Here is a 13,048-nt window from a genome sequence, read left to right on the forward strand (position 1 = left end):
TCGTGGGCCTATTTCGCAAACTTGCGCGCCCCGGCGACGCAGAGAATGACGGCGACCGTTACCGCAAGCATGGACCAGCTCACCGTTTCCCGCAGCAATGTTGCGGCAAGCGCCAGGCCGAAGAAGGGCTGCAGCAGCTGCAATTGGCCAACGGCGGCAATGCCGCCCTGCGCAAGGCCACGGTACCAGAAGATGAAGCCGATCAGCATGCTGAAGAGCGAGACATAGGCGAGGCCCAGCATGGCCGGCGTCTGGATCTCGGCAAAGCTCGGCGGCCGGTAGGCGATGGCCGCGATGATCATGACAGGCAACGAAACCACCAGAGCCCAGGAAATCACCTGCCAGCCGCCAAGCCGGCGCGACAGCCGCGCACCCTCGGCATAACCGAGCCCGCAAACGATGATCGCGCCGAGCATCAGCGCATCGCCAACAGGCGAGGCGGTCAGCCCCTGCATCAGCGCAAAACCGGCCACAAGCGCGCTACCGAGCAGCGAGAAGAGCCAGAAAGCCGGCTTCGGCCGCTCGCCGCCCCTGATGACGCCGAAGATCGCGGTTGCGAGCGGCAATAGGCCGATGAAGACGATGGAATGCGCCGAGGTCACATGCTGCAGCGCCAGCGCCGTCAGCAGCGGGAAGCCGACGACGACGCCGAGCGCTATGACGACGAGCGAGATGAGATCCTGCCGCGAAGGACGCTTTTCCCTAAAGACGATCAGCAGGCAGAGCGCCAGGATGCCGGCAATCGCCGCTCGCGCCACCGTCAGAAAAACCGGATCGAGCTGCATGACGGCCACGCGTGTGGCAGGCAGCGATCCGCTGAAGATGAGCACGCCGATAAAACCATTGATCCATCCGGTCGCTGTGCGATCCATGTAGGCACTCCTTTGTTTGCCCCATGCTTATCCGCTTTCCGCACTGGCGCTGCCAGCCACAGTTCGATACAGTTTTCTGAAACTGTTATGGTGAAGGAACCAGTACGGATGGACGAGCAGATACAGGCAGGCAGCCGGGTCGGCATGGTCATGGCGACCATCCGCCAGCGCATCGCCGGCCGCAGCCTCACACCCGGCGCCAAGCTGCCCTCGATCCGCAGTCTCTCGGGATCTTTGAAAGTCTCGGCCTCGACCGTGGTCGATGCCTATGAGCGGCTGGTCGCCGAAGGCGCGATCCTCTCGCGCCCGGGCTCCGGCTTCTATGTCGCGAGCCAGACGGCTCCGCTCTCGCTCGCCGATATTGGCCCGAAGCTCGACCGCGCCGTCGATCCCTTCTGGGTATCGCGGCAATCGCTGGAGGCGCAGGAAAGCGACCTCAAACCCGGCTGCGGCTGGCTGCCGCCCGCATGGCTCCCGGAAGAGGCGATCCGCCGAACCCTTCGATCCCTGTCGCGCGCCGATGCCGCAAGCCTCTCCGATTACGGCGCGCCCCTTGGCCTCAAGCCGCTGCGGCAGCTGATCGCACGCCGCGCGGCCGAGCGCGGCATCGAGGCATCGCCGGACCAGGTCATGCTCACCGAATCCGGCACGCAGGCGATCGACTTTCTCTGCCGTTTCCTGATCGAGCCCGGCGATACCGTGCTGGTGGACGATCCCTGCTATTTCAATTTCCATGCCCTGCTCAGAGCCCACCGCGCCAAGGTCGTCAGCGTTCCCTATACGCCCTCCGGCCCCGATATCGAGCTCTTCGCCGCAGCGCTTACCGAGCATCGGCCGCGCCTCTACATCACCAATTCTGCAATCCACAATCCAACAGGCGCCACGCTCTCGCCGGTTACGGCGCACCGGCTCCTGAAGCTTGCCGAACAACACGGCCTCACCATCATCGAGGACGATATTTTCGCCGATTTCGAACTGATGCCGGCACCCCGCCTTGCCGCCTTCGACGGCCTCGATCGTGTCATCCATATCGGCAGCTTCTCCAAGACGCTCTCGGCCGCCGCCCGCTGTGGCTTCATCGCCGCACGGCCGGAATGGATCGAGGGCCTGATCGACCTCAAGATCGCCACCTCCTTCGGCGGCGCCCGGCTGAATGCCGAACTGGTGCTTGGTGTGCTCAGCGACGGCAGCTATCGCAAACATGCCGACGGACTGCGCAGCCGATTGTCCAGGACGATGTTCGAGGTGTCCTCCCGGCTTAAAGCTTTGGGCATTCGCCCCTGGCTGGAGCCGCAGGCCGGCATGTTCCTCTGGTGCCATTTGCCGGATGGTCTGGATGCTGCGGCAGTCGCGCGCGCAGCACTTGCCCGGAATGTCGTGCTCGCGCCGGGCAACGCCTTCAGCCTGTCGCAATCCGCCACCGGCTTCATGCGGTTCAATGTCTCGCAGACGCTGGAAAGCAGGGTGTTTGATGTGCTTAGGGATGCGCTTAGGCAGGCGGAACGGTCCGCTGAGTGATACGCTGTCGCATGCCGATGTTTTAGGATGACAGGATCGCCGCCCAACAATATACAGTCAATTTCGGCCGGCCGTATCAGTCCGGATGCGCATTGCGGATTACGACATGAAAGACTGGCATCCAGACCTCAGCCGCTCTTCGAGCCCCCGTTACATGGCAGTCGCCGATCTGATCGAGATGGATTTGCGAAGCGGCGCACTGGCAGCGGGCGACAGGCTCCCTCCGCAGCGCGAACTCGCAAAGCGCCTCAACATCGATTTCACGACTGTTGCGCGCGGCTACGTGGAGGCGCAGAAGCGTGGGCTGGTGGACTCGCATGTCGGCCGCGGCACCTTCGTGACGGGCGGGCAGGGTAGGGAACGGCGCGACCTTTTTGCGGATGCTGCGCCGGATCCGCGCCGGACATCCGTGGTCGATTTTTCGATGAACCTGCCGCCCGAGCCTGACGATCCGGAACTGCTGACACGCATGCGCGAAGGCATGTCGGCGGTGGCCGCCAATCTTATTCCGCTGCTGCGCTATCAGGGATTTGGTGGTTCCGGCATGGACAAGGAGGCGGCTGCCACCTGGCTTGCACGCCGCGGCCTACTGCCTTCGCAGGAGCGCATCTTCGTCACACCCGGCGCGCATCCGGCGCTGCTGGCGATCTTCGGTCTTCTGGCAAAGCCCGGCGAAACCGTGCTGTCGGAAAACATCACCTATCCCGGCATGCGCTCGATCGCCGCCCAGCTGCGCCTCAATCTTTCCGGTCTGCCGATGGATGAAGAGGGCATCCTGCCCGATGCCTTTGCAGAAGCCTGCGAGCGCTTGAAGCCGAAGGCGCTTTATCTCAATCCAACCTTGCAGAACCCTCTGACGCTGACCATTCCGGAAAAGCGTCGCGAGGAAATCGCTGCCGTCGCCCGCAAATATCACGTGCCCGTTGTCGAGGATGACGCCTATGGCTTCATCCCGCTGCACGGCCCGCCGCCGCTGGCCGCAATCGCGCCTGATCTCACCTGGCATATCGGCGGCCTCGCCAAATGTATCGGCGCCGGCCTGCGGCTGGCCTATGTGGTGGCGCCGGACACCAAGGCGATCTGGCCCTTCGTCAGCGCCATGCGCGCCAATAATGTCATGGCCTCGCCGATATCAGTTGCGCTCGCGACGCGCTGGATCGAGGATGGTACGGCAGACACGATCCTGCGCTTCATTCGCGCCGAGGCAGGTGCTCGCCAGCAGATGGTGGCGAATATCCTCCCCGGGGGCAGCTACAAAGCCGATCCGATCAGCTTCAACATCTGGCTGCCGCTCACCAATGGCTGGACCCGATCCACTTTCAGCAGCCACATGCGCTCTTCAGACATCGGTGTAGTCGCGAGCGACGCCTTCACGGTGGAAGGTGCAGCACCCGAAGCCGTCCGTGTTTGCCTTGGTGGTCCGATCGGCCGCGAGAGGCTTAAGGGCGCGCTTGACTTCATGGCCCATGCGCTGGAAGGCCCGCCGGAAATGTCGGCGTCTTTCTTCTGAGCCGTTGCTCCGTCTAACGCCTTCAATTCAATCAATAAAGACCCTGCCCCAAACCTCCCCGCAAGGGGGAGGGGCTTAATCTGCCGCGCTCGGCTGTCACTTATTCGGTGTTTCGGAAGGAGTGAAGGGGCGCCACAAGTTAGCCCTCCCCCTTGCGGGGAGGGGTTGGGGAGGGGCTTTTGGCGAGCGCGCAATCTCGTCCGGCTCATGATTGGATCTTCCCGCCACGCCCTCGCGCCTCATGAGCCTAACCCAAAAGATCTCTGCGTCATTCTGACTAATGGACTGGCAATTCCCTTTCAATGTAATTATATTGTATGCATTCATTATGGGGCATTGAATGGATTTCCTGATGCCTCGCAAAGTCGAAAAGCGAGATCGCCATGGACGCCGAATATCCTCCTCTCCCTCCGATGCAGACTGGCATCCGGGGCCGCTGCCCGCGCTGCGGACAGGGGCATATGTTCAAGGGTTTCCTCACGCTGCAGAAGGAGTGCGAAGTCTGCGGATTGGATTATTCCTTCGCCGATCCGGCTGACGGGCCTGCCTTCTTCGTCATCTGCTTTGCCTGCGTGCCGAGCGTGCTGCTCGGTGTGTGGCTGGAAGTTGCCTTCTCTGCACCGCTTTGGGTGCAGTTGCTGGTCACCGGCCCCTTCATGTTCGCTACATGTATTCCGCCGCTGAGACCGCTGAAAGGATGGCTGGTCGCAAGCCAGTATTTCTATAAGGCCGAAGAGGGCAAGCTCGCCTGATCTCAGGCAGCCAAGATTTTGCTACTGTCAGGCATGCTGACCCTTCACAATGAAAGGCCGTTCGGAAAGCGAGCGGCCTTTTTTGCTGCCCAGCCGTCACCGGATTTCTCCGAAGCCAAAATGCCGCAGGAGCCTGGTATTCAAGTCTGTTGCATTTCCTGTACCGATCAGTACAATGAGTAACAAGAGGTACAGATTAATCAAGGAGACCAGATATGCCTGCACCGCTTCCTCCCTTCACCCGTGAAACTGCAATCCAGAAGGTTCGCCTTGCCGAAGACGGCTGGAACAGCCGCGATCCGCAGCGCGTCTCGCTCGTCTACGCGCCAGACAGCCAGTGGCGGAACCGCGCCGAATTCGTGACCGGCCGTGCCGAGATCGTTGCTTTCCTGACACGCAAGTGGGCAAAGGAGCTGGATTACCGGCTGATCAAGGAGCTCTGGGCTTTCACCGATAATCGCATTGCCGTGCGCTTTGCCTATGAATGGCATGATGACAGCGGCAACTGGTTCCGCTCCTATGGCAATGAGAATTGGGAATTCGATGCGGAGGGCTTGATGCAGCGCCGTTTCGCCTGCATCAACGATCTGCCGATCAAGGAATCGGATCGCAAGTTCCACTGGCCGCTCGGCCGGCGGCCCGATGACCATCCGGGCCTCTCCGACCTCGGCCTTTGAGGCCTCGAGGTGAACTGTGAAGACCGTTTATGAACGTGCCGATGTCGTGCCGCTGCTCGCAGAGATCTTCCGCGAGCTCGGCTACGAGGGCACGACGTTGAGCCGCATTACCGAGCGCACCGGCATCGGCAAGGGCAGCCTCTATCACTTCTTTCCTGGCGGGAAAGAAGAGATGGCGGCGGCCGTCCTTGCCGATGTCGACGGCTGGTTCGAACGCGCCATCTACGAGCCGTTGCGCGGTGACGATTCCGGGGCGGCGATCGATGCGATGTGGGCCAACGTGATGGACTATTTCCGCTCCGGCAGCCGCATTTGCCTCGTCGGTGCCTTTGCGCTGGACGAAACGCGGCAGCGCTTCTCGCCCGTCATCAAAGATTATTTCGTTCGCTGGATCGAGGCACTGCGCCAGGCACTGATCCGCGCCGGCTACGCCGAGGATGTCGCGCTTGCCGCGTCCGAAGAAGCCGTTTCGGGCATCCAGGGCGCGCTGGTGCTCTCGCGGGCGCTGGATGACAAGGATATGTTCCGCAGGACCCTTGGTCGATTGGCCGTCAGGCTGGCTGCGACGAGACTTGGGGAATAGTCCGTGGCCGCCGCGGCTGGAGCGCGGATGACGCCAATGCAGAAGGCTGCGAGTGAGGGGTTCAGGACATCCTCACTCGTCAGGATTGTGTTTAAGAGTCGTTCTGGGAGGGCAGACGGACCGGGCGCGGATTCTCGCGCTGCGTGCGTACCTGGCGCCATTCGTTTTCCATCTGGTCGACGACGTGCTGGGGGATCTTGGTCGGAGTTTCTGCGGTGGTCGGCATCGTGTCCCTCTCTTCCTCAGCAAGAGTGTGCTTGCGGATGGAGGCATCGCACAAGAAAAACAGCGTGTAAATCTACCCCGGTCACACTTGAAACGATTAAAAAAATTTCAATCGATTAAGCGGACATTAACCACAGCAGGCCTCGGAGAAAAGCATCATGACCGTCACACTCGATCGGCAATCCTTCTTCGACACTGTGCAGCACAGCCTGTTCAAGGGCAGCCTCACGCCGGCCCAGATCGAAGGCATGAACGCGATACTCGACTACTGGAACGCGAATTTGGCTACCGCTGATCGGCGCTGGCTGGCCTATATATTAGCGACCGCATTTCATGAGACTGCTTACACCATGCAGCCTGTACGCGAGACGCTGGCGACGAGCGATTCGCGCGCCGTGGAAATTCTCGAGACCGCCTTCGCTTCGGGTCGGCTCTCCTGGGTGAAGTCGCCCTATTGGCGGGCGGATGAGGACGGCAAGTACTGGCTCGGCCGCGGGCTGGTGCAACTCACCCACAAGAGAAACTATGAGGCGATGAGCGAGGTAACCGGCATCGATCTCGTCGCTCATCCCGATCGCGCCATGGAAATGGCGCCGGCTGTGACGATCCTGATCGAGGGCATGCTGCGCGGCAGCTTCACCAGCCACCGGCTTTGCGATCACCTCAGCGAGGAAAGGGAAGACTGGGTCAACGCGCGCCGCATCGTCAACGGCACCGACAGGGCCGAGAAGCTCGCCGACTATGCGCAAACCTTCCTCGCGGCGATCAGCATGGAGCAATGCGGTTCATCGACTTGATCTCAACGCCTCAGGTCGGCGAGCCTCGCGAGTCGAAACTGCTGGTAGGCTGACGACTTGCACCTGCTAGCCAACACACTATCGCGACGATGCAACTGACATTGTCCTGCCGCCCGTTTTCAGCGATAAATTGAATGTCGAGGGTAATGGTCGTGAGAGCTCTAGAGCAAGGTCGTGGGCCACTGTTTGAACCGCTTCAGCTGCCTTGCGGTTTGACCCTTGGTAATCGAATTGCAAAATCAGCGATGTCGGATTCACTGGGCGACGGAACTGGGCATCCGACCGCTGCGCAGATGAGGCTCTATCAACGCTGGGCCGAAGGTGGATTGGCCCTATCCATAATCGGAGAGGTCCAGCTTACCTCCGGCTATGCCGAGAACCCCGGTAACCTGGTGCTCAACGAAGCATCGGACCTCGAACCGTTCCGGAAACTTGCTCTGCACGGCAGCAAAAACGGCACTGGGCTTTGGCTGCAACTCGGCCACGCTGGAGCCCTTGCCTATGCACCGACAAGCAGCCCGAGGGGTCCGAGTGCTTTCGACCTCCAAGGCCTGCGTTGTGCGGAAATCACATTGAAGGAACTAGGCCGATTGCCCTCGCAATATGCAACGACAGCCCGGCTAGCGCAGCAGGTCGGGTTTGGCGGTGTGCAGATTCACGCGGCACATGGATTTCTACTGAGCCAGTTTCTTTCACCGCTGTTCAACAGGCGGCGCGATGCATACGGAGGGGAGATCGCCCATCGTATGCGGATTCTGCTGGAAGTTATCGAAGCCACCCGGGTCGCTGTCGGGCCGGCTTTCCCGATCGCCGTGAAACTGAATTCTTCGGACGAACTGGAAGGAGGGTTCGACGAAGATGACGCGCTCGACGTGGTGGCGGCGCTGGACCGATCTTCGATCGACCTGATCGATATCAGCGGCGGGACTTACTTTCCTGGCGCAAAATCAGCCTCCGATAGGGCGGGCCGGGGACCCTACTTCCTCGAGTTCGCGAAACGCGCACGCGCTGTCACAACCAAGCCTCTTATGCTGACAGGCGGTTTCAAGACCCGCGGGCAGGCTGAAGACGCCGTGACATGCGGTGCCATTGACATTGTCGGTCTTGCGCGCGCGCTCGTCCTTGAGCCTTCTCTTCCCAATCTTTGGAAAGAAGACCAGAAATCGGAGCCGTCCTTTCCCAGGTTCTCAGACGCTCCGGAGGGTGGGATCACCGCATGGTACACGATGCGGCTTGCCGAGATCGGTGCTGACAACGATCCACCCGATTCCAGCGGCCTCGAACAGGCCGTCCGCGACTATGCGGAACGGGACAAGCAACGAACAAAAGTCTGGCTGACTCACTTTGCCAACGAGGCAGCCGGAAGCAGCTGAAGCCGACGACGCCAGCCCTATCTGGCGGATGGAGCGATTACTGGTTTCTGACTAATCGCGTTCCATCGTCGCGAGGATAGCCGCCGCCATCCGTTTCGCCTGGCGGCCGGGCTCCGCTGTGCGAACCACTTGGGCTACGGCCGTTGCTCCCTCATGAAGAATATTGATTTCGTCCGCCACACGTCTCGGATCACGGTACCGTGCGGCATGAGCAAGTTCTTCGAAATAGGCGAGCGTCAGGCGCTTGTGCATGCTGGCGGCACGAAACACGGGATCGACGATGTCCTTGTGTTCTCCGGTAGCGGCCATGAAGCTGCAGCCCCTGAAGTCCTTGTCCTTGAACCAGAGCTGCAGAAAGTCGAACGTCAATAAAATCCGCTCTGCCGGATCACTTGCACGCTTTTCCACAAACTCCCGCATCTCACGGCGGTCCTCCTCGTCGCGCCGCTCGAGCGCGGCAACGATCAGATCCTCCTTCGTCTCGAAGTGCCGATACAAGGTTGTTTTCGCGACGCCGCTTTCCGCAATGATCAAATCGACCCCCGTTGCCTGATAGCCCTTCTGGTTGAACAGGCGGAGGGCCGTTTCAAGAAGATGGTCCCTGATCTCTGATCGCCGCATTGTCACTCCTCAAACAGAACTGATCTGTAGCGACAATTAGGTATTCCAGCAACCAAAGGCAACGCGCAAGCGCAGGAAGATTCCTTTAGACGCCACTTCTGCCAAGGCAGCCCGCATGCCTTCACTATCGAAGGCGGTTGACGATCGCGCTTTCGTGATTTTTAAACGATACAGTTCTGTAGTATTTCGTTATTATCGATACAGATTTGTATCGATTTCTATGGAGGCGAGGAGCCTCTGGAGATCAATTCAATGGGAGAAGGAAATGACCCAAGCTATCAATCGTCTCGGCAAGCAGCCGGCGTCCAGGAGCACCTTCGGCATCTTGCATCTGGCGGATACCTATGGCCGTTCGGCGACAACCGCCGGCCTCTATGTCTCGATCACCGTGATTTATGCCTGGTTCGGTGGCATGAAATTTACAGCCTACGAAGCGCAGGGACTCGTCGATCTGGTCAGTAACAGCGCCCTTGTAAGCTGGATGTATGCGATCTTCAGTGTTCGAGGTTTTTCGAGCTTTCTTGGCGTCCTGGAACTGAGTATCGGCGCACTGATAGCAGCAAGGTTCATTAGCCCGGTCTACTCGCTACTGGGAGGCGTCCTGTCTTCCGGACTGTTCGCCACCACCATCAGCTTCATGGTGACGACCCCTGGCGTGATTGTTCCCGAGCTCGGGTTCCCGGCCATTTCGGTCGCTCCTGGACAATTCCTGCTCAAGGACGTCGGGCTGCTAGCGCTATCCCTTTGGATTGCAATGGATTCCCTTCTCGCGGTCCGGTCCGCCAGAGCCTAGATCCGAGAGCCCGGCAGTTAGCCTTTGGTGCGAACGCCCCGATCCAGTTCGGATCGGGGCCTTCGCCGTTCACTGAAATCGAAACTCGTGCCATTCTGCGAAGCGCGATCTTCTTTTCTGAACGGAGGATTGGTGCTGTGGACGGATTGCCCGGCGGTGCGGAGCCAGCAGGTTTCGAGACATGGGCGGGTTTCAGCGTTATCGGTACGCTGAGCTTCGTACTCGGCTTCGCGATGAACTACGGTTCGATCTGCACCTTCATCGCTACGACCGAGTTGGTTTCCGAGCGCCGACCCGCACGACTTCTTGCTTTGGCCGAATGCGCGGTGTGGGCTGCCGTCGGATATATTGCCCTCGATACGTTGCCGACCATGCATGCTGGATGGTCTCCTTTGCTTCATATGGTCAGCGCAGCCATCCTCTTTGGCGTCGGCGTGTACGTGAACGGTGCCTGCATCTTTGGATCGGTCGGGCACTTTGGCAACGGGGACCTGGAGTTCGGCTTCACGTTCCTCGGTATTCTGGTCATCCTCTCCCTCGACTTTGCGCTCGAGTTCCACCCGGCACCGATGCCGATCAGCGCCGCACCGCCGCTTGCGCTCGGAGCGTTGCTCGTGGTTCTGTCCGTATTTCTCTTTCTAAGACTGGGTGTCTCTTTCAAATCCGAGACGAACTTTCGGCGGCTGACGCTAGCAATGGGTACGATCGGCATAACTTCGGCCACCTTGTCAGAGTTTGCCCCCCGCTTCTCGATCACCACCTCGATTGGATCGATGCTTTCGATCCCAGTGACGAGTTCGCTCATTTTTGTCTGCATGTTCGGAGGCAGTCTCGTTTCGGCGAGAATTCGCGGACATCGATTTTCGCTAACCTGGCCGACAAGGGGAAGTGTGTCGCGAAGGATAACGGGCGGGATGCTTATGGGCTTTGGGGCGCTCCTTATCCCTGGTGGAAACGACACCCTGCTACTCGTCGGCCTCCCGATGGGAGCGTGGCAGGCCCTTCTCGCCTACCTTCTTATGGTAGCGGCGCTTGCCGCGCTGATCGTTAGGTTTGGTTCGGCAGCGCGATCTTGGTCGTAACATCAGGCTCGCCCGTGCGGCTCAAGCTTTGTTGGTCAGTGACGCGACATTGTAGCCCGGTTGAAGGCCCGGGCGGCGCGTGTTATCGCCCGGTTGCCGGCCCAGAGAGCCCAGGCTCAGAGAATTGCCCCAGGAGTGTTTCGCGTGATCCGCCATATCGTCTTCTTCACCGTGCCGGAGGAAAACCGCGAGGCAGTACGCAGGGGGCTCTCGATATTGACGGGCATCCCGCACGCGCTGAAGCTGGAGATTGGCGAAAACGTCAAGACCGACCAGTGGGGCAATGCTGTCGATTTTGTCGTCTACGGCGAATTCGAGAGTGAGGAAGCGCTCGCCGCCTACAAGTCGCATCCCGATTATGATCTCTCGACACGCACGGTAAAGCCGCTCCGCGATACCAGGACTGCGGCCGATTTCGATAGTGGCAAGGCAGTCACTACGCCCCTGCAGCATTGACGATCGCGACCGCGCCGCTTCGGCGAAAGGCCTATCCTCTTGAAAATGAATAAGTATTTTTCAACTTCCGGCATATTTGCCGTGATTTATCGGCTAAGTCATTGATTCTGTTTAAGTGATGCATCCAAGGCCAAAACTTCTTTTTAAATTCGATTTCAGCAAAGGCTGCCTCTGATTTTGAAATTCTTTACGCGAAGTTTTGAGGTCAAGTGGATCACTTAAACAGGATCAATGACTTAGCGCCCAAAACACCGCATTTAAGGCTCATTTTGAAAATTCTTATTCATATTCAAATGGATAGGGAGAAATTGGATGCCGCGCCGGTTGCCGATGAATCAATCTGTAAAGAGCCGGAATCAACCATTGAGGAAAAAGCTGCAAAGGATTCAGAAGCTTAACGGATTTGCAGTCTTTGGCGCCGACTGACCGGGCTTCCTGCGCCGAGGGCAGGGCGCTGGTTCTCCGCTGGTTGTGGGGACATCATAATCAACGGATTTAAACGGCCGGCCTTGGAAGACGAGCCGGCCGCCGGCAAATGGGATGGGCTTCTCCTGTCGGTCAGGCTGGCTGGACGCTCGGTCTTGCGCCACGCACCAGTGCCATCAGCATCAAAACGAAAACCAGGGCGATGGCCGCAAGCACTGCGCAGATGATCAAGGTCGGACCGGCGCCGGCGCGGTCGAGAACTGCGGTGAAGATGACGGGCGCGATCGCATTGGCGAGGTTCTGCGGCATCGACAGGCGGGCTGCCTGCAGCCCGTATTCCCTGGCCGAAAAAAGGGCGAGCGGAAGCAGCGCACGCGCCACAGCCAGCACGCCGGAGCCGAAACCGTAGAGCAGCACGAAGGTGATGAGCAGAGGCGCCGACGGCGGCACGACGAAGAGCATCAGGAAGCTGAACAGCATCAGGCTGACGCCCATGACCGATGTCAGGATCGGATTGCCGCGCTTGCCGAGCAGCATGTCGAGCGCACGCGCCGAAATACCGATCACGCCGCGGGCCGAGCCAAGCTGCAGGGCAAGGGCCGGCGATGCGCCGGACTGGCGGAAGATTTCGAGCAGAGACGGCGAGACGCCGAAGGTGATGAAGGTGCAGAGCGTGGTGGAGATGGCAATCAGCAGGAAGGCTTTGCGCCGGTCGGCCGGCGAAAGCGCCACCGGTGGCATTTCGGCGGCGGCTCCCTGTGTATGGCTTGCGACCGGTTTCGGCAGGGCGAAGAGGTGCAGCGGCAGGCAGATGAAGAATTGCAGGCCGGCGCTGACGACGAAGGTGATGCGCCAGCCGAAGTTTTCGTTGAGCAATGTCAGGATAGGCCAGAAAATGGTGGCCGAAAGACCGGTGAACAGCATGAGGATGGCGATGACGCGCTTGCCGTTCACGCCCTCGCGCTCCACGACGGCGGTGTAGCAGGGCGCCGAGAGACCGAGCGCGCCGCCGAACCCGATCACCACCCAGGCAATGGCATAAAGGATGACATTCGTGGTGGCGGCCAGCAGCAGCAACCCGATCGCAAAGGTGATCGACGAGGCGGCCAGGACCTTTGCCGCGCCATAGCGGCCGAGCCAGCGCCCGGTGGCAGGACCGGCGAAGGCGCTGATGATCATCATGATCGTCAAGCCGGCGAAGATTGCCTCATTTGGAAGGCCCAGCGACGGCGCGATGACGCGTCCCATGACGCCGAGCATATCGAAGGTGGTTCCCCAGCTGATAAGCTGGGTGACGGCGAGCACGCCAACCGTCTGCGCCGTACGGAGCGAAAATGATTTTTGCATCGATTTTGAAATGAAA

14 protein-coding genes are annotated in these 13,048 nt (G+C 59.9%); 11 read left to right on the forward strand and 3 right to left on the reverse strand.

Going from position 1 to position 13,048, the window contains the following annotated elements; genetic code table 11:
* Positions 1-8: 8 nt before the first annotated feature.
* The gene (locus LVY75_15290; GenBank protein XAZ24569.1) at positions 9-872 is read right to left on the reverse strand and encodes a DMT family transporter; all 864 of its coding nucleotides are present in this window, start codon (positions 870-872) and stop codon (positions 9-11) included.
* Positions 873-959: 87 nt separating this feature from the next.
* On the opposite strand from LVY75_15290, the gene LVY75_15295 reads away from it, so the two are divergent.
* The 7 genes from LVY75_15295 (at position 960) to LVY75_15325 (ending at position 8,307) form a co-directional block, all read left to right on the forward strand.
* Positions 960-2,390, forward strand: coding sequence for a PLP-dependent aminotransferase family protein (locus LVY75_15295; protein XAZ24570.1), 1,431 nt, complete (start codon positions 960-962; stop codon positions 2,388-2,390).
* 106 nt (positions 2,391-2,496) lie between these two features.
* Positions 2,497-3,900, forward strand: a complete 1,404-nt coding sequence (locus LVY75_15300; GenBank protein ID XAZ24571.1) for a PLP-dependent aminotransferase family protein — start codon at positions 2,497-2,499, stop codon at positions 3,898-3,900.
* Between the two features lie 383 nt (positions 3,901-4,283).
* On the forward strand, positions 4,284-4,652 hold the full coding sequence (locus LVY75_15305) for a DUF983 domain-containing protein (protein ID XAZ24572.1): 369 nt from the start codon (positions 4,284-4,286) through the stop codon (positions 4,650-4,652).
* A gap of 215 nt (positions 4,653-4,867) precedes the next feature.
* Positions 4,868-5,329 carry a nuclear transport factor 2 family protein gene (locus LVY75_15310; GenBank protein XAZ24573.1) on the forward strand — a complete coding sequence of 154 codons (462 nt, stop codon included), beginning with the start codon at positions 4,868-4,870 and terminating at the stop codon, positions 5,327-5,329.
* Positions 5,330-5,345: 16 nt separating this feature from the next.
* Positions 5,346-5,912, forward strand: coding sequence for a TetR/AcrR family transcriptional regulator (locus tag LVY75_15315; GenBank protein XAZ24574.1), 567 nt, complete (start codon positions 5,346-5,348; stop codon positions 5,910-5,912).
* A 383-nt stretch (positions 5,913-6,295) separates the two neighbouring features.
* Positions 6,296-6,934: a hypothetical protein gene (locus tag LVY75_15320; protein XAZ24575.1), complete on the forward strand. Its 639-nt coding sequence runs from the start codon at positions 6,296-6,298 to the stop codon at positions 6,932-6,934.
* Positions 6,935-7,080: 146 nt separating this feature from the next.
* A complete protein-coding gene (locus LVY75_15325; protein ID XAZ25728.1) occupies positions 7,081-8,307 on the forward strand; it encodes an NADH:flavin oxidoreductase/NADH oxidase family protein in 1,227 nt (408 codons plus the stop codon).
* Between the two features lie 51 nt (positions 8,308-8,358).
* Here the strand turns inward: LVY75_15325 and LVY75_15330 are convergent, their stop codons facing one another.
* Positions 8,359-8,841 (reverse strand): TetR/AcrR family transcriptional regulator, encoded by a 483-nt coding sequence (locus tag LVY75_15330; GenBank protein ID XAZ24576.1) that lies wholly within the window; start codon positions 8,839-8,841, stop codon positions 8,359-8,361.
* Between the two features lie 352 nt (positions 8,842-9,193).
* On the opposite strand from LVY75_15330, the gene LVY75_15335 reads away from it, so the two are divergent.
* The 4 genes from LVY75_15335 (at position 9,194) to LVY75_15350 (ending at position 11,657) form a co-directional block, all read left to right on the forward strand.
* Positions 9,194-9,721, forward strand: coding sequence for a YkgB family protein (locus LVY75_15335; protein ID XAZ24577.1), 528 nt, complete (start codon positions 9,194-9,196; stop codon positions 9,719-9,721).
* A gap of 137 nt (positions 9,722-9,858) precedes the next feature.
* Complete coding sequence (locus LVY75_15340; protein XAZ24578.1) at positions 9,859-10,803, forward strand: YeeE/YedE family protein; 945 nt, start codon at positions 9,859-9,861, stop codon at positions 10,801-10,803.
* Positions 10,804-10,947: 144 nt separating this feature from the next.
* A complete protein-coding gene (locus LVY75_15345; protein XAZ24579.1) occupies positions 10,948-11,259 on the forward strand; it encodes a Dabb family protein in 312 nt (103 codons plus the stop codon).
* A 209-nt stretch (positions 11,260-11,468) separates the two neighbouring features.
* Positions 11,469-11,657: a hypothetical protein gene (locus LVY75_15350; protein XAZ24580.1), complete on the forward strand. Its 189-nt coding sequence runs from the start codon at positions 11,469-11,471 to the stop codon at positions 11,655-11,657.
* A 160-nt stretch (positions 11,658-11,817) separates the two neighbouring features.
* Here LVY75_15350 and LVY75_15355 read toward each other — a convergent pair whose 3' ends face one another.
* Positions 11,818-13,032 carry an MFS transporter gene (locus LVY75_15355; GenBank protein XAZ24581.1) on the reverse strand — a complete coding sequence of 405 codons (1,215 nt, stop codon included), beginning with the start codon at positions 13,030-13,032 and terminating at the stop codon, positions 11,818-11,820.
* Positions 13,033-13,048 lie beyond the last annotated feature (16 nt).

The sequence above is a fragment of the Sinorhizobium sp. B11 genome (genome assembly GCA_039725955.1).
Taxonomy (GTDB): domain Bacteria; phylum Pseudomonadota; class Alphaproteobacteria; order Rhizobiales; family Rhizobiaceae; genus Rhizobium.